Annotated in this window: 12 protein-coding genes; 3 read left to right on the top strand and 9 right to left on the bottom strand. The window is 72.3% G+C overall.

Features of this window, described 5'->3' with window-relative positions:
- Nucleotides 1–14: 14 nt before the first annotated feature.
- The 3 genes from JOE35_RS07265 to JOE35_RS07255 are packed head-to-tail and all read right to left on the bottom strand — an operon-like array spanning nucleotide 15 to nucleotide 4,212.
- Complete coding sequence (locus JOE35_RS07265; RefSeq protein WP_209560527.1) at nucleotides 15–2,135, bottom strand: ABC transporter ATP-binding protein; 2,121 nt, start codon at nucleotides 2,133–2,135, stop codon at nucleotides 15–17.
- A complete protein-coding gene (locus tag JOE35_RS07260) occupies nucleotides 2,132–3,214 on the bottom strand; it encodes an ABC transporter permease (protein WP_209560526.1) in 1,083 nt (360 codons plus the stop codon). The genes JOE35_RS07265 and JOE35_RS07260 overlap by 4 nt, the downstream gene beginning before the upstream one ends.
- 11 nt (nucleotides 3,215–3,225) lie before the next feature.
- Entirely contained in the window at nucleotides 3,226–4,212 is a 987-nt protein-coding gene (locus JOE35_RS07255) for an ABC transporter permease (protein WP_209560525.1), read from the bottom strand.
- Nucleotides 4,213–4,429: 217 nt separating this feature from the next.
- Between JOE35_RS07255 and JOE35_RS07250 the strand changes: the two genes are divergently transcribed.
- Nucleotides 4,430–6,103 (top strand): ABC transporter family substrate-binding protein, encoded by a 1,674-nt coding sequence (locus JOE35_RS07250; RefSeq protein WP_209560524.1) that lies wholly within the window; start codon nucleotides 4,430–4,432, stop codon nucleotides 6,101–6,103.
- A 401-nt stretch (nucleotides 6,104–6,504) separates the two neighbouring features.
- Here the strand turns inward: JOE35_RS07250 and JOE35_RS07245 are convergent, their stop codons facing one another.
- From JOE35_RS07245 to JOE35_RS07230, 4 genes are read right to left on the bottom strand one after another with little or no spacing between them, the layout of a single operon-like run.
- Complete coding sequence (locus tag JOE35_RS07245) at nucleotides 6,505–7,128, bottom strand: signal peptidase I (RefSeq protein ID WP_307802981.1); 624 nt, start codon at nucleotides 7,126–7,128, stop codon at nucleotides 6,505–6,507.
- Nucleotides 7,125–8,048, bottom strand: a complete 924-nt coding sequence (locus tag JOE35_RS07240; protein ID WP_209560522.1) for a hypothetical protein — start codon at nucleotides 8,046–8,048, stop codon at nucleotides 7,125–7,127. The genes JOE35_RS07245 and JOE35_RS07240 overlap by 4 nt, the downstream gene beginning before the upstream one ends.
- The gene (locus JOE35_RS07235) at nucleotides 8,045–8,671 is read right to left on the bottom strand and encodes a hypothetical protein (protein ID WP_209560521.1); all 627 of its coding nucleotides are present in this window, start codon (nucleotides 8,669–8,671) and stop codon (nucleotides 8,045–8,047) included. Before JOE35_RS07235 ends, JOE35_RS07240 begins: the two co-directional genes overlap by 4 nt.
- A 12-nt stretch (nucleotides 8,672–8,683) precedes the next feature.
- Nucleotides 8,684–9,247, bottom strand: a complete 564-nt coding sequence (locus JOE35_RS07230) for an alternate-type signal peptide domain-containing protein (protein ID WP_209560520.1) — start codon at nucleotides 9,245–9,247, stop codon at nucleotides 8,684–8,686.
- A gap of 358 nt (nucleotides 9,248–9,605) precedes the next feature.
- Here JOE35_RS07230 and JOE35_RS07225 point away from each other — a divergent pair, with 358 nt between their 5' ends.
- Nucleotides 9,606–11,606: an alpha-1,4-glucan--maltose-1-phosphate maltosyltransferase gene (locus tag JOE35_RS07225; RefSeq protein ID WP_209560519.1), complete on the top strand. Its 2,001-nt coding sequence runs from the start codon at nucleotides 9,606–9,608 to the stop codon at nucleotides 11,604–11,606.
- Nucleotides 11,607–11,620: 14 nt separating this feature from the next.
- Nucleotides 11,621–14,122, top strand: coding sequence for a 1,4-alpha-glucan branching protein GlgB (glgB, locus tag JOE35_RS07220; protein ID WP_209560518.1), 2,502 nt, complete (start codon nucleotides 11,621–11,623; stop codon nucleotides 14,120–14,122).
- Between the two features lie 88 nt (nucleotides 14,123–14,210).
- Here the strand turns inward: glgB and JOE35_RS07215 are convergent, their stop codons facing one another.
- Together JOE35_RS07215 and JOE35_RS07210 are read right to left on the bottom strand one after the other, a co-directional pair.
- The gene (locus JOE35_RS07215; protein ID WP_209560517.1) at nucleotides 14,211–15,221 is read right to left on the bottom strand and encodes a tetratricopeptide repeat protein; all 1,011 of its coding nucleotides are present in this window, start codon (nucleotides 15,219–15,221) and stop codon (nucleotides 14,211–14,213) included.
- A complete protein-coding gene (locus JOE35_RS07210) occupies nucleotides 15,218–17,029 on the bottom strand; it encodes a hypothetical protein (RefSeq protein ID WP_209560516.1) in 1,812 nt (603 codons plus the stop codon). Before JOE35_RS07210 ends, JOE35_RS07215 begins: the two co-directional genes overlap by 4 nt.
- Between the last annotated feature and the right edge of the window lie 124 nt (nucleotides 17,030–17,153).

Below are 17,153 nucleotides of genomic sequence, written 5' to 3'. Positions count from 1 at the left end.
GGCGCCGGCACCTCCTACGCCGGCACCTCCTCCTCGGCCCAGTGGCACGCGGCCGTGTGGTCCTCCCCCTCGCGGCCGTGCGGCAGCATCGCGGGGACGTCCTCGACGCACGCGCGCTTCTTGTCGTCGGGCAGCAGGGCGAACAGCGGGCAGCGGCTGCGGAACCGGCAGCCGGTCTGCTGCACCGTCGGGCTCGGCGGGTCGCCGGGCAGCAGGATGTGCTCGCGCGCCCGCTCGACTACGGGGTCGGGCACGGGCACGGCCGACAGCAGCGCCCGCGTGTACGGGTGCAGCGGGTGCTCGAACACGTCGTCGACCGGCCCGGTCTCGACGGTGCGCCCGAGGTACATCACGGTGATGCGGTCCGCCACGTGACGGATCACCGCGAGGTCGTGCGACACGAAGAGGTACGACAGGTCGAGCGTCGCCTTGAGCTCGGCGAGCAGGTTGAGCACGCCGGCCTGGATCGACACGTCGAGGGCCGAGACCGGCTCGTCGAGCACGACCAGCGACGGGTCGGCGGCGAGCGCCCTGGCGATCGAGATGCGCTGCCGCTGCCCGCCCGAGAACTCGTGCGGGTACCGGGTCGCGGCGGCGGGCTCGAGGCCGACCAGCCGCATCAGCTCGGGCACGCGCCGTCCGATCTCGTCGGCCGACCGCCCGGCCGCCCGCAGCGGCTCGGCGACGATGTCGCTCACCGGCTGCCGGGGGTCGAGGCTCGCCATCGGGTCCTGGAACACCATCGAGACGGTGCTCCGGAGGCGCGCGACGGTCGAGCGGTCGAGCTTGCCCGACGAGAGGTCGGTCCCCAGCAGCTCGATGGTGCCGGCCTCTGGCCGCTGCAGGTCCATGATCTCGTGCAGGGTCGTGCTCTTGCCGGAGCCCGACTCCCCCACGAGGCCGAGCGTCTCGCCGCGCCGCACGTCGAGGTCGACGCCGTCGACGGCCCAGACGGTGCCGACCCGGCGCTTGAACACGGCGCCCTTCGTGATCGGGAACGTCTTCACGAGCCCCTCGACGTGCAGCACGCGCTCGCGCTCCTCGCGGGCGACGCGCGACAGGGCCGACCGCGGCGCCTCTGGCAGGTCGTAGACCTCCTCGGGCTCGGTGCCCTCGCCGATCAGCTCGTCCGAGTGCAGGCAGGCCGCCGCGTGCCCGGCCTCGACAGAGGGCGCCTGCTCGAGCGCGGGCTCGACCGCGCGGCAGTCGTCGCGCACGAGCGGGCAGCGGGCGGCGAAGGGGCAGCCGGGCGCCAGCGAGAGCAGCGACGGCGGCGTGCCGGGGATCGGCACGAGCGGCTGGTCGCTCCGCTGGTCGAGGCGCGGCAGCGCACCGATCAGCCCGACTGTGTACGGCATGCGCGGGTTGGCGAAGAGGTCCTCCGCCGTGGCCGTCTCGACGACCCGCCCCGCGTACATGACGGCGATGCGGTCGGCGAAGCCGGCGATGACGCCGAGGTCGTGGCTGACGAAGACGAGGGCTGCCCCGGTCTCGCGCTGGGCCGTGCGCAGCACCGAGATGACCTGTGCCTGGATCGTCACGTCGAGGGCCGTGGTCGGCTCGTCGGCGAGGATCACGTCGGGGTCGTTGGCGATCGCCATGGCGATCATGGCGCGCTGGCGCATGCCGCCCGAGAACTCGTGCGGGAAGGAGTCGACCCGCCGCTCCGGCTCGGGGATGCCCACGAGGCCGAGCAGCTCGACGGCGCGGGCGCGGGCCTCGGCCTTGCTGCCCCCGCGGTGGATCAGCACCGTCTCGGCGATCTGCTGCCCGACCGTGTAGACGGGCGTGAAGGCCGACAGCGGGTCCTGGAACACCATCGCGATGCGGGCGCCGCGGATGGCCGACATCGCCTTGTCGCCCTTGCCGAGCAGCTCCTCGCCGTCGAGCCGGATCGACCCGGTGACCTGGGCGGTCGACGGCAGAAGGCCGAGGATCGCGGTGCTCGTCACCGACTTGCCCGAGCCGGACTCGCCGACGATGCCGAGCACCTCGCCCCTGTGCAGCGTCAGGTCGATGCCGCGGACGGCCCTGACGGGCCCGTCCGGCGTCGGGAAGGTCACGTGCAGGTCGCGCACCTCGAGCACCGGCCCCGAGGAGGCGCGGGTCGGGACGACGGGATCGGTGAGGGTCATCGGGTCTCCCCCGCAGGTCGGGTCCGGGCGGTGGGGACGGTCCCGCCGGGTGCGGCGGGCGCGTCCTCGGACAGCGCGGCGGCGCGGCCGACGGGGGCGGCGCCTCCTCGTCCCCGACCGCCCGCGCGCAGGCGGCGACGGCGACCGGTGCGGCCGGCCGTCGAGGTGGGGTCGAGCGCGTCGCGGAGGCCGTCGCCGAGCAGGTTGCTCGCGAGGGCGAACACGATCAGCGCGCCGGCGGCGAAGAAGAACAGCCACGGCTTGGTCGTCGCCACGTTCTGGTTCTGGGCGATCAGCGTGCCGAGCGAGACGTCGGGCGGCTGCACGCCGAAGCCGAAGTACGACAGCCCCGACTCGGTGAGCACGGCGGCCCCGATCGCGATCGTGGCGTCGATGACGAGGAACGACGCGACGTTCGGGAGGATGTGCCGCGTGATGATCGTGAAGTGGCCGATGCCCATGTAGCGCGCGGCGCGGATGAACTCCCGCTCCTTGATGCTGAGGGTGAGCGACCGCACCACGCGCGCCGTGATCATCCAGCCGAAGAGGGCGAGCAGCGCGACTAGGATCAGCCAGCCGAACTGCTTCAGGCGCGGCGACAGGATCGCGATGATCAGGAACGACGGCAGGACGAGCAGCAGGTCGACGAAGATCATCACGACGCGGTCGACCCAGCCGCCGAAGTAGCCGGCCATCGCGCCGAGGAACCCGGCGATGGCGGTCGAGAACAGGGCGACGAGCAGGCCGATCAGCAAGGACTTCTGCATGCCGCGGGCGGTCTGGGCGAACACGTCCTGCCCGATGTTGTTGGTGCCGAACCAGTGCGCGGCCGTCGGGGGCGACGAGAGCGCCGTGTAGTCGATGTAGTCGTAGGCCCACGGCGACACGAGCGGCCCGAGGAACGCGAAGGCGAAGAGCAGCAGCACGGCGACGAGGCCGACGGAGGCGCCTCGGTTGGAGAAGAGCCGGCGCATCGTCAGCACGAAGCGGTTCGGCGAGCTCGTCGCCGCCTCCTCGCGGGTGGCGGGCAGCACGTCGTCGGCGCCGCCGTCGAGCAGCTCGGGACTGAACCTGGTCATGGTGGCTCCCCTTACTTCTGGCTGCGCACGCGCGGGTCGAGGACGGCGTTCAGCACGTCGCTGGCGAAGCCGGCGAAGAGCACGACGACGGCGCTGTAGAGCGTGTAGGCGACGACGACGTTGACGTCGTTGCCCTGCACGGCGTCGATGAACCACGCGCCGAGGCCGTTCCAGCCGAAGATCTTCTCGGTGAAGGTGGCACCGGTCAGCACGCCGAGGAAGGCGAAGGCGAAGAGCGTCGTCATCGGGATCAGCGCGGTCCGCAGACCGTGCTTGACGATGGCGGGGCGCCTCCTGAGGCCCTTCGCCCTGGCGGTGCGGATGAAGTCCGCCTGCAGCACGTCGAGCATCGTCGAGCGCTGGTACCGGCTGTAGATCGCGATCAGCCCGGCGGCGATCGAGATGGTGGGCAGCAGGAGGTGCACCGCACGGTCGCCGAGGACGGTCGCGAACCCGCCCCCGAGCCCCGGCGTCGCCTCGCCGGTGAAGCTGATCAGCTGGAACCCGAGCACGCTGTTGAGCTGCGTCGCCCCGATCTTGAGCAGCACCGCGGAGAGGAAGACCGGCGTCGAGATCAGCACGAAGGAGAGGATCGCCGAGACGCGGTCGGACAGCTTGTACTGGCGGATCGCGTTCCACGTGCCGACGGCGATGGCGAGCACGATGCCGATGACGGAACCGGCGAGCAGGAGGCGGAGGCTGACCCCGAGACGCGGCCAGAACTCCGTGTTCACCGGCTTGTCCTGGATGGTCTGGCCCAGGTCTCCGGTCACGGCGCCGCCCAGCCAGGAGGCGTACCGCTCGACCACCGGGACCTTGTCGTTGACGCCGATCGAGTCGAGCTTCGCGTCGATCACCTGCTCGGTGGGCCGCGGGTTGCGCTCGGCGTAGGCGGACCGGGGGGTGAACGTCGCCGACGCCAGGAAGTACGTCAGGGACGTGGCGATGAAGACGAGAGCGACGTAGTACACCAGCCGCCGCGCGAGATAGCGGGCCATGGAAGAACAACATAGACGTACCCCGCAGGCCACCAGTACCCCGACGTTTCAGGCGTGTAACGAAGTCGCAGAAAAGTTCGCATCGAGTGCACGGATCCGTAGCGTGGCACTCGTCGGTCCCGGACGAGGGGGGACCCGGCTCGAGATCACCGAGCGGGACAGCACCTCGGACCACTGGGGTGACCGGCTTTTTTCACACCATCTAGTTCGGAGTGCCATGAAGAACACGAAGAAGGCCGGCGTCGTCGCGGGCCTCGCCGCACTCGCTCTCGTCGTTACGGCGTGCAGCGGCGGAGGCGGCCAGGACGGCGACGGCGCTCCCAAGAACGGCGAGCTGTCCCCCACCGGCGACATCAACGCGACCGCGGCCGCCGACGTCGAGCAGGGCGGCACGCTGACCCTGCCGCTCTCGCAGCTGCCCTCGCAGTGGAACTACGGCCAGCTCGACGGCGCGCTCGTCGACGCCGCCCTGATCGAGAGCGCGATCCTGCCGCAGCCCTTCCGCATCGACGAGGAGGGCGTGCCGCAGATCGACGAGGACCTCGTCACGAGCGCCGAGGCCACGAGCGACGACCCCCTGGTCGTCACCTACGACATCAACCCCGACGCGCAGTGGAACGACGGCACCCCGATCACGGTGGCCGACTTCCAGGCCTGGTGGACGGCTCTCAAGGGCACGAACGCCGAGTACCTGGTCGGCAGCACCCTCGGCCCCGACCGCATGGCCAGCGTCGAGCCCGGCACGAGCGACAAGCAGGTAGTCGTCACCTACTCCGAGCCGTTCTCCGACTGGAAGTCGATGTTCGCCCCGCTGTACCCGGCGAAGATCTACAACGACCCGACCGCGTTCAACACCGCCTACGTCGACGCCGTGCCGATCTCGGCCGGCCCGTACAAGATCGACGCGATCGACCAGACGGCCCAGACCGTCACGATGGTGCCCGACGAGAACTGGTGGGGCGACGCCCCCAAGCTCGACACGGTGATCTTCCGCGCCCTCGACGGCGACGCCGACATCGACGCGTACCTCAACGGCGAGATCGACCAGGTCTACGCGAACTCGTCCGACCGGTACGACCGGGTGAAGGACGCGGACGGCAGCGAGCTCCGCGCCGCGCCCTCGGCTCGCTACACCCACGTCGACTTCAGCACGAAGGGCCTGCTGGCCGACGAGTCGGTGCGCCAGGCGATCCAGCACGCGGTCGACCGTGACGCGCTCGGCAAGGTCATCACGGGCACGCTGCCCTACGAAGTCTCGACGCTGAACAACCACCTCTACCTCAGCACCGACGGGGCCTACCAGGACAACGCGGGCGAGACCGGCAACTACGACGTCGAGGAGGCCGGCAAGATCCTCGACGACGCGGGCTGGGAGATGGACGGCGACGTGCGCGCGAAGGACGGCGAGCAGCTCGCCATCTCGATCACGATCCCCTCGTCGGCGCCGGTGTCGCAGCAGCTCGCCGAGGTGATCCAGAGCCAGCTCACCGCCGTCGGCATCAAGCTCGACATCAACGCGGTCGGCACGGACGCCTTCTTCGAGGACAACGTCACGCCCGGCAACTACGACATGACGATCTTCGTCTGGGCCGGCACCGGCTACCAGGCCTCGGGCGTCAGCATCTACAACCAGGACGAGCAGGGCCAGAACTACGGCCGCGTCTCGAGCGACGAGATCAGCTCGCTGCTGGACGAGGCGGTCGCCGAGGGCGACCCCGACGCCGCGGCCGACCTGTACAACCAGGCCGACGAGGCGATCTGGGAGATCGGGCACTCGATGCCGATCATCCAGCAGCCGCTCATCTCGGCGCAGAGCCCGAAGCTCGCGAACTACGGCGCCCGCGCCGGCGCGTCGGACCTCGACTGGACGATCGTCGGCTTCACGAAGTAGCAGGAGCAGCAGCACCGGCCGCCCCTGAGGGACGACCACGAGCCCCGCTCGGACCGCGCCACGGCGCGGGACGGGCGGGGCTCCGTGCTGTGCGGGTCTCGTGCGCGCGATGCGCGCGAGGCGCGCGTGCCTGGTCCTCGCAGGGGGCCGCTGCCGGCGACCGGACCGGTTCGGGCCGGGTCCGGGCGCGCTGCAGCAGCGACCTGGGACGGCACCCACGGCGATCGACCGGGGTGACGGCAGGACGGTGCTCGTCGTCGTGACGAGCGTGTCGAGGGCGCCGGGCTCTCGGGGCGGATCGCACCCCGGGCGGGCAGGCCGCGTCGACAGGTCCGACTGTACTGGTCCCCCTGATGGCCGACAAGACGGTTCGATGCAATCGCATCCACCCAGTTGAGGGGTCAGCGTGCTCCGGCCGCCCGGCGACCGTGACCGGTCTCGGCTGCCCCGGCGCGCCTCCTGCGCCGCACCCCCGTGCCGAGCGCGACGACCGAGTACAGGCAGAGGACGACGCCGACGGCCGTGGCGACCCAGCCGCGCCCCTCGCCGCCCACGGCCTGCGCGACCCAGCCGACGAGCGGGAGGCTGTACCAGACGGCCCCCTTCACCTGCACGGGCATGACCGGGTCAGCGTCGACGCTGCCGTTGGCGTCGCCCCTCATGACGAACGAGCGCATGCCGTCGGACGTCGACACGACCTCGACCACCCGGTGGGTCACGACCGCCGCCTCGCCGGACTCGAGCTGGTACGTCAGGACGTCGCCCGGCTCCACGAGGTCGGTGTCGACGGGGCGCACGACGACCAGCGTGCCCGGCGGGAACGTCGGCTCCATCGAGCTCGTGAGGACGGTGAGCGGGGTCGAGCCCGTCGCCTTCGGCACGACGACGAGCAGGGCCGCCAGCGCGACGACGAGGCCCAGGGCCCCGATGCTGAGGCCCAGCAGCAGCGCACGGGCGAGGCCCCGGAGGCCGGTGTTCTCGCGGTCGGCGCTCTCGCGACCGGTGCGCTCGCGACCGGTTCTCACGGGCACGACACCTGGCGCTGCCCCTGCGCGTTCGGCGCGACGTCGACGGCGCCCGTCCAGGCAACCGGGCCGGGCTCGGCTCCGGCGACCGAGCGGACCTCGACGACGACGCGGCCGTCGGGGACCACCGACTCCGGCACGTGGTCGCGGGTCACGACGTGCTCCTTGGTCGGGGCCTGGCCCGACACGGTGTTGCCCACCCTGCGGCCGGCGACGAACAGCCCCCACTGCTCGGAGTCGAGCGGGGCGTCCCACGAGACGGTCGCGTAGGACGTGCCGCCTCCCGTGTCGGTCGTGCGACAGCTGAGCGCACGCGCGGCCGGGGCCGGGGTCGCGTACCGCGTGTTCTGGTAGAAGTCCTGGATGCTGGCCCGGTCGGTCCAGCCGTGCGAGCCGCCGACGACCTCGAACCGCGGGTTGACCGTGGCCTTGTCGGGCGCCGAGGAGGAGACGGTCGAGCGATAGCACCAGGTCGCCCTGCTCGAGACGGCGACGGTCCCCGTCGTGACCGGCGCCGAGGCCCACGTGCCGCTCAGCGCATCCGGGGGGACGTCCGACGTGCAGGAGGCGCTGGTCGCGAGCCAGGCGCGCACGTCGACCCGAGACGGCAGGTCGGCCGAGACGGCGCCCGTCGTCCCCACGACGACGGACAGCCGGTAGTCCGCCGGTACGGTGCTGCCGTTGTAGATCGTGATCGCGGTCGTGACCGACTGGCCCGAGGCCGTGTAGTCGACGGCGCGGGGGCTCGACGACTCGAGCTCGAGGTCGACCTTGGCGAACGTCGTCTGCGAGGCGGCGTCGACGGAGGCGGTCCAGAGCGCCCAGCCCGTGCCCGTCCCGGTGCCGACGAGCGCGACGACGAGGGCGACGAGCACGGCACCGCGGCCGAGGAGCCGCCGCCCGGGCCCTCCCCCGGTCACGACGCCACCTGGGTGCCGACGACGCGCACCGACCAGTTGTCGACGGCGCCCTGCACGGACTGCGGGGCGTCCGCGTCGAGCAGCACCTCGACGCAGATCGTCGCGGAGGCGCCGGGCTCGAGCCGCGGCAGCACGTCGGCCGCACGGAACCCCACCAGGCGGGAGGCGGCGGCCCCGGAGAGCGCGGAGGCGCAGGTCCCGCCGGCTGGCTGGGCCGCCACCCGCAGCTGGAGCTCGTCGAGCGAGGCCCCGGCCACGGGACCGTCGTACATCGCCCGAGCCCCGGCCGTCGTCACCGTCGCCGCCAACGGGACGGCCCCGCGGTTCGCGAGCGAGAACGAGCCGACGGCGGACGTCCCTGGCAGGAGGCCCGTCGACGTGAGCCCGGTCGGCTGCGTGACGGCGAGGGCGGCCGTGCCCGTGGTGACGGTCCCGGTCGTGCGGCCAGGAGCGGACGAGCTCCAGAGCGCGTACGAGCCGCCGGTGGCGGCGAGCCCCAGCGCGACGGCACCGCTCAGCAGGGCCGTGCCCGTCCACACGCGCCGCAGCACGCCGTGCCGCGTCACGCCTCGGCGCGGGACGGCGTGGCGCGCGCGGCGGCGCGGTAGCGGGCTGCGGGGCACGGGCGCCTCCTGCTACTCGACCTGCGTCAGCGTGAAGACGACCTTGCTGAGGTCCAGCGTCTTGTTCTGCGTGCTGTTGTCGGCGTCGGTCGGCACGCTGATGCCGAGGCGCGCGACGGCGTCGGTGCTCGTGGCCGACGGCGTGACGGAGAAGGAGTTCGCCTTGCCGCTGACGGCCGCGAAGCCGGTCGGCAGGCCCGCGTCGGTGCGGCTCTTCTGAACGGTGAGGACGGGGACGACGCTCGTGAGCGTGCTCGACGTCGCGCCGAGGTCGTACGAGAACACCGCCTTCAGGCCCGTGCCGGTGGCCGTCACCGTGACGGGCACCGTGTACTCCAGCTGCGTCCCCGGGATCATCCGGTACGAGGTCAGCTCGGCGGCGCTCAGCACCGACCCGGTCTTGAGGTCCTTCCACTGGCCGGAGCCCGCCACGGTCGAGAGGCCGAGCTGGCCCGTCTGCAGCACGCCCGCCGAGGCACTGGCGGTGCTGTTCCAGACGGCGAAGGTGCCCGCGCCGCCGAGGAGGAGGGCGATGCCGGCCGCGCCGGCGACGGCGCTCTTGACGAAGGTGTTCATGTTCTGTCCTGTCCGCGCCCAGGCGCGTCGAACGACGCCCCGAGGCCGCGTCGGGCGGGTCCGGTCCGGGGTGACGTGTGTCGGGGCAGTGCCGCGTCGTGGGGTTCGGGTCCGACGACGCCGTCGGCAGGCGCCGGGCTCACGGGGGTTCGGGTCCCGCGGCGGGCCAGCCTGCTGACGAGGTCGACGTTACCGGGTCCCCCGAAATGCCGACAGGGTTTTCCATGCGCTCACATGCACCCAGTCCGAGGGGCACCCGCCCTCACCCGCCGACCACCCGGCGGATCCGCCCGGCCGTCTCGCGCCGTCCCCCGAGGAGGCGGGACACCAGGCCCCGAGACCGGGTAGCGTCGCCACCGTGGCGACTGCATACGAACCCAGAGTCGGGCGGATCCCCGTCACGGCGCTCTCCCCGACCACCCCCGACCGGGACTTCCCGACCAAGGCCTTCGCCGGAGAGGTCGTGCCCTTCGGCGCCACGGTCTTCCGCGAGGGCCACGACGTCGTCGGCGCCGTCCTCGTCCTGACCGACCCCTCCGGGTCCGAGTCCCGGCACCCGCTCGTCGCGGGCCTGCCCGGCACGGACCGCTGGACGACGGAGGTGCAGCTCGAGACGGAGGGCGACTGGACCTGGCAGGTCGAGGCGTACACGGACGACTGGGCGACCTGGTTGCACACGGCCGAGATCAAGATCCCGGCCGAGCTGGACGTCGAGGTCACCTTCGCGATCGGCAGCCGCCTCCTCGTCGCCGCAGCCCCCGACTACCCCGACACGACTCTCGTGCGGGACGCGGCCAAGGCGCTCGCGAACGAAGCCCTCTCGCCGGGCTCGCGCCTCCGTGTCGCGACCGACGCGCGCCTCGCGGCCGTCTTCGCCGCGAAGCCGATGGCGAGCCTCGTCACCCGCAGCGCCCCGGAGGAGCTGCGCGTCGAGCGCAGCCGTGCGGCGGTCGGCAGCTGGTACGAGTTCTTCCCGCGCAGCGAGGGCGCCAAGAAGCTGCCCGACGGCACGTGGAAGAGCGGCACGTTCCGCACCGCGGCCCGCCGCCTCCCCGCGATCTCCCGGATGGGCTTCGACGTCCTCTACATCCCGCCGGTGCACCCGATCGGGACGACGTTCCGCAAGGGGCCGAACAACACGCTGACCGCAGGTCCGAACGACCCGGGATCGCCCTACGCGATCGGCTCCCCCGACGGCGGCCACGACGCGGTCCACCCCGACCTCGGCACGCTCGCGGACTTCCGCTGGTTCGTCGACACGGCCAAGAACACCGGCCTCGAGCTCGCGCTCGACCTGGCCCTGCAGTGCTCGCCCGACCACCCGTGGGTCACCGAGCACCCCGAGTGGTTCACGACCCTGCCCGACGGCACGATCGCCTACGCCGAGAACCCGCCGAAGAAGTACCAGGACATCTACCCCCTGAACTTCGACAACGACTACGAGGGCGTCAGCCGCGAGGTGCTGCGCATCGTGCGGCACTGGATCGAGCTCGGCGTCACGATCTTCCGCGTCGACAACCCGCACACGAAGCCGGTCCGCTTCTGGGAGTGGCTGCTGCACGAGGTGCGGCTGACGAACCCCGAGGTGGTGTTCCTCTCGGAGGCGTTCACCAAGCCGGCCATGATGCAGGCGCTCGCCCGCGTCGGGTTCCACCAGTCGTACACGTACTTCACCTGGCGCAACGAGAAGTGGGAGCTCGAGGAGTACCTCGACGAGCTGTCGAAGGAGACGAGCGCCTGGCTGCGCCCGAACCTGTTCGTCAACACCCACGACATCCTGACGCCCTACCTGCAGTACGGCGGGCGCCCGGCCTACAAGGTGCGGGCCGCGATCGCCGCGACGGCGTCGCCGACCTGGGGCGTCTACTCGGGCTACGAGCTCTTCGAGGACGTCGCCCGGCCGGGCTCGGAAGAGAACATCGACAACGAGAAGTACGAGTACAAGCCGCGGGACTGGGCCGGCGCGGAGGCGGAGGGCGCGACCCTCGCCCCCTACCTGACCCAGCTCAACCGGATCCGCAGCTCGCACCCGGCGCTGCGGCAGCTGCGCAACCTCGACCTGCACTCGAGCGACGACGACGCCGTGCTCGTCTACTCGAAGTACCTGTCGCGGGCGCACACCCGCAGCGGCCGAGCCGACGCGATCATCGTCGTCGCGAACGTCGACCCGCACTCGGCCCGCGAGACGACCGTGCACCTCGACGTGACGAAGTTCGGGCTCGCACCCGGCGGCACGTACACGGTGCGCGACCTCATCACCGGCCAGTCGTGGACCTGGGGCGACGACAACTACGTCCGCCTCGACGCCTTCGTCGAGCCCGTGCACGTGCTGTCCGTCGACCTCACCCGAGCGCCGTAGGAAGGCGACCCACCATGAGCATCTTCTCCCGCCACGGCTCCTCGCGAGACGACGAGCCCGTCGTTCCCGAGCCCGTCGTCTCCGAGCCCGTCAGCGCCGAGCCCGTCGCTTCCGAGCCCGTCACCCCCGAGCCCGTCACCTCGGTGACCGACGAGAACGACCCGCCCGTCACGGCGGAGCCGCCGCTCCCCGTCGACGAGCCGTCCACCGCTGACGAGCCGGACGAGCCGTCCGACCCGGCCGAGGCCGACGAGCCCCTCCTCGCCTCGCCGGTGCCCGCTCCGGTCCCGACCGAGGAACGCCCCGTCCTCCACGAGGACCCGACGCCCCCCGACGTCCGACCGGAGCCCGCCGCGCCCGCGCGGCAGCTCCCTGCCCTCGACGACGCCGAGGTGCTGGCCGCGGGCGAGGGCCGCCACGCGCACCCGCACGCCCTGCTCGGCGAGCACACCGTCGACGGCGTCACGGTCGTGCGCGTCGTCCGGCCGCTGGCCGGCTCCGTCAGCGTGACGGGCGCCTCCGGCGAGGCCGTCGTCCTCGAGCACCACGCGCACGGCCTGTGGCAGGGCGTCGCCGCGGCGCCGCTCGGCGGCTACCAGGTGACGGCCTACTACGAAGGAGGCGCCCCCTGGGTCGCCGACGACCCTTACCGGTTCTCCCCCACCGTCGGCGACCTCGACCTCTACCTCTTCGGCGAGGGCCGCCACGAGCAGCTCTGGACGGTGCTGGGCAGCCACGTGCGCGAGCACGAGGGCGTCAGGGGCACCTCCTTCGCGGTCTGGGCGCCGCACGCCCAGGCCGTCCGCGTGGTCGGCGACCTGAACAGCTGGTGGGGCGACCGCCACGCCATGCGCCGCCTCGACGACAACGGCGTGTGGGAGCTCTTCGTGCCCGGCGTCGACCAGGGCTCGTACAAGTACCAGATCCTCACGCCCGACGGCGAGTGGGTCGAGCGGGCCGACCCGATGGCCCGCCGCGCCGAGGTCCCGCCGGCCACCGCCTCCGTCATCACCGAGTCCGGCCACGACTGGGGCGACGACTCCTGGCTCGAGCGCCGCGCGGCGAGCGACCAGCACGCCGGCCCGATGAGCGTCTACGAGCTGCACGTCGGCTCGTGGAAGCCGGGCCTCGGGTTCCGGGAGCTGGCCGACCCGCTGGTCGACTACGTCACCGCGCTCGGCTTCACGCACGTCGAGTTCATGCCGCTCGCGCAGCACCCCTTCGGCGGCTCGTGGGGGTACCAGGTCACGGGCTACTACGCGCCACAGAGCACCTGGGGCTCCCCCGACGACCTGCGCTACCTGATCGACCGGCTGCACCAGGCCGGCATCGGCGTCATCGTCGACTGGGTGCCCGGGCACTTCCCGAAGGACGAGTGGGCGCTCGGCCGCTTCGACGGCCGCAGCGTCTACGAGCACTCCGACCCTCGTCGCGGCGAACAGCCCGACTGGGGCACCTACGTCTTCAACTTCGGCGACTCGCAGGTGCGCAACTTCCTGGTGGCGAACGCGCTCTACTGGTTCGAGGAGTTCCACGTCGACGGCCTCCGCGTCGACGCCGTCGCCTCGATGCTCTACCTCGACTACAGCCGGAACGACGGCGAGTGGCTGCCGAACGAGCACGGCGGCCGCGAGGCCACCGAGGCGATCTCGTTCTTGCAGGAGACCAACGCCACGGCCTACCGCCGCCACCCCGGCATCGTGATGATCGCCGAGGAGTCGACCAGCTGGCCGGGCGTCTCGCGCCCCACCAGCGAGGGCGGCCTCGGCTTCGGCCTCAAGTGGAACATGGGCTGGATGCACGACACCCTCGACTACGTCGAGAAGGACCCGCTGTACCGCTCGTACCACCACGGCGAGATCACCTTCTCGTTCCACTACGCGTGGAGCGAGAACTTCATGCTGCCGATCAGCCACGACGAGGTCGTCTACGGCAAGGGCTCGCTGTTCGAGAAGATGCCCGGCGACGACTGGCAGAAGCGGGCGAACCTGCGGGCGTACCTCGCTTACATGTGGGGCCACCCGGGCAAGCAGCTGCTGTTCATGGGCTCCGAGTTCGGCCAGCCGACCGAGTGGAGCCAGGAGCTCGGGCTCGACTGGTCGGTGCTCGACCGGCCGCAGCACCAGCAGGTCTTCGACCTCGTGGCTCGCCTCAACCAGGTCTACAAGTCGGAGAGCGCTCTCTGGGCGCACGACTTCGACACCGAGGGCTTCGAGTGGATCGACGGCGGCGCCGGCGAGCAGAGCGTCGTCGCTTTCCTGCGGAAGTCGGGCTCCGGCGACTCGCTCGCCGTGCTGGCGAACTTCTCCGGCCAGCCGCAGCGCATGCGCTTCGGCCTGCCCGAGGCCGGCACGTGGGACGAGGTGCTCAACACCGACGCCACGATCTACGGCGGCTCGGGCGTCGGGAACTTCGGCGCGGTCACGGCCGTGGACAGCCCGTGGGCCGGGCGTCCCGCCTCCGCCGACGTCCAGCTGCCCCCGCTCGGCGTCGTCTGGCTGAAGCTCCGCCGCTGAGCCGCTGAGCCGCTGCGCACGAAGGGCCCCGACGACCTGGTCGTCGGGGCCCTTCGTCCGTCGCGCGGCGTGCGTGCGTGTGTGCGGCTCAGTAGAGCAGCATCGTCAGCCGGCGGCGGGCCGCGGCGACCCGCGGGTCGTCGAGGCCCACGATCTCGAAGTAGTCGAGGAGGCGGGTGCGGGCTGCGTCCTTGCCGGCCGCGTCGAGCGACGGGAACACCGTCAGCACCCGGTCGAAGGCGTCGTCGACGTGACCGCCGCTGACGTCGAGGTCGGCCACGGCGAGCTGGGCGTCGACGTCGGTCGGAGCTGCGGCGGCCGCTCCGCGGACGTCGGCGATCGTCACGCCCTGCAGGCGGGCGATCAGCGACACCTGGGCGAGGCCCGCGACGGCCAGCTGGTCCCGCGGGTCCTGGGCGATGGCGGTGCGGTACGCGGTGATCGCCGCGTCGTAGTCGCCCCGGTCGATGGCGTCGTAGGCGTCCTGGTGGTGAGGCGGCAGGGGCTCGGGCTCAGGCTCGGCCGCTTCGCCGTCGGCGTCCGCCGCGGCGCCGTCGACGACGGCAGTCCCGGTGACGCCGTTCTGGGCGGCCAGCTCGAGCACCTGCTCGAAGACGTCGCGCACCTGCGCCTCCGGCAGGGCGCCGACGAACAGCTGCACTGGCCGGCCGCCGATCACGGCCGCGACGGCGGGGATCGACTGGGCCTGGAACGCCTCGGTCAGCTGGGGGTTGGAGTCGACGTCCACCTTGACGAGCAGCAGCCGGCCGGCGTACTCGGCCACGAGCTTCTCGAGGACGGGCGAGAGCTGCTTGCACGGCCCGCACCACTCGGCCCAGAGGTCGACGATCACAGGGACGGTGCTGCTCAGCTCGAGCACCTGCGAGAACGTCGCGTCGGTCGCGTCGACGACGAGTGCCGGCACGGCGACCGAGGCGGCGGGACCAGGCACGCCCGGTGCGCCCGCGGGGCCTGCCGGGTGGCCGGCGGCCGCGGGCTGGCCAGGAGCCCCGGCGGCGGACGGTGCGGGCCGGTTCACGAGGGACGACAGGTCGACGGCCCCTCTGAGGCCGGCGGGGACGGGGGGAAGGCCGGTCACGGCAGCTCCTTCGCTTGGATGAGTGCCTGGCTGAAGCCGAGCAGGACGATCTTGTCGTCGCTGCCCACGGGAGGCACCTGGAACAACAACTGGACACCGTACGTCGCCTCGATGCCCTTCTTCGACGTGTCGAGGCCGAGCAGGGACTTGACGACGCCCTGCGGCTCGACGCTGGCGCCCTCGGCGGTCGGCTTGACCGTCTCGACCTCGTTCAGCGCCACCGAGACGAGCGCCCCGGCGTCGTTGGTCGCGAAGGCCACGGCGTCGTCCTCGACCGGAGAAGAGGTGAAGTCGATGGAGGCGGTGGTCGGCAGCGCGGCGCGCTTGGCGTCCTTGTAGGCCTTGCCGATCTTGTCCCGCAGCGTGTCGCCCTCGCCCTGGAACTGCGCGGCCCACTGGCTCTCGTCGCCGTTGCGGAGGATGTCGCCGTAGGCCTCGGCCAGCTGGTCGGGCCGCAGGGTGAGCAGCTTCACGTCGGGGGCGAGCCTCGCGGCCCCGATCGTCGCGGGGGCGACCGTCGGGAGCGTCGCCTGCGCCTCCAGCGACTGGACGTACTCGACCTTGTACGGGTCGCGAGCCGTCTCCTGCAGCAGGGTGAGCGCGACGGGCGCCTTGGTCGCGTCGGCGTCCTGGACGACCGTGAAGAGGGTCCGGGGCCAGGTGTCGGACTGCTGGGGAAGCGTGAGGGTCAGGTCGCCGGCGGGGATGGCCAGGGGCCCGGCCGCCGCGGCGTCCTTGGCCCGGATGACGTAGTCGGCCTGTCGCTGCTGCAGGGCGGGACCGGTGAAGCGCGTCTCGGCCAGCGTCGCGTCGAGGGCACCGTCCGCCTGGGAGGCGACCGCCGAGACCCGCTGGACGATCCGCTCCGCCTGGGCGACCGTGACGACCGGGGGCTGCACGCTCGGCGCCTCGTCCGCCGCGTCGGCGCCCTCGGTCGGGGTGGCGGTGGGAGTCGCCGACGCGGCCGCGCTCGCCCCGGCCTGGTCGGCGGGAGCAGGCCAGTAGTCGGCCGAGCAGCCGGCCAGGGCCAGAGACCCGACGAGGAGGACGGGGACGACGGCCACGGACCGGCGCTTCGTGCCCCGGCCGCCACGAGACGAGGAGTCCGCGGCGTCGATCGACTCCGGCGTGCCCGCCTTGAGGGCGCGTCGACGGGACGGGCGCCTGAGCGTGGGACGCGAGCCGTCGCTCGAGGTGCGGCGGGGGCCCCTGGTGCGGCGGTGGTGCACGATCGCCCAGATGTAGAGGAGCACGCCGATCAGCAGCGTCACGAGTCCGCCGACGATCAGGGGGCCTGCGGTCGGGGTCGCGGTCGAGAGGGGCCAGGTGACGGCGACGTCCGACGGCGCGGGAGCCGTCCCGTCGGAGACGATCACGAGCGACACGTCGTCAGGGGCGTCCAGGGAGAAGGTCAGGGGGCTGCCCGTGTACTGGTCGTACCAGAGGTCGGAGTCCGTCGGGTCGGGCACGGTCGTCTCGTCGCCGGAGACTGTGCGGGCCGCGAGCTCGCCCGCGTCCGCGTCCCACTCGACGAGGTTGTAGTCGGCGTCGCCGACCCAGCCCAGGACGTCGGAGGTGCGGCCGGTGGCCGCGAACACCGCGTCGGACCCGTCGATCGAGACCGCCTGACGGCCCTCGCGTCCGTGCAGCGCACTCGCGGGCACGACCGTCACGGTCGCCTCGGAGGAGCTGGTCGAGACCGACGACGACACGCTCGACGGAGGCGCGAACACCGTGCGCTGGGCGAACCCGAGGGCCACCATCAGCGCCGCGAGCACGACGACGACGACAGCGATGATGAAACGCACGTTGTTTTCTCCCTCCGTGCCGCCATCCCGGTCGGGTGGGAGCACCGCGGCAGACGCCGACGGAGCTCGCGCGGGCCTGGCCGGGAGGCCGGGCACGGCGGCGGGTATTTAAGACGGCTCAGCG

Origin of the sequence: Frigoribacterium sp. PvP032 (assembly GCF_017833035.1) — a bacterium.
Classification (GTDB): Bacteria; Actinomycetota; Actinomycetes; order Actinomycetales; family Microbacteriaceae; genus Frigoribacterium.
The sequence above is the reverse complement of the archived record's forward strand: the minus strand, read 5'-3'. Positions and strand labels throughout refer to the sequence as shown.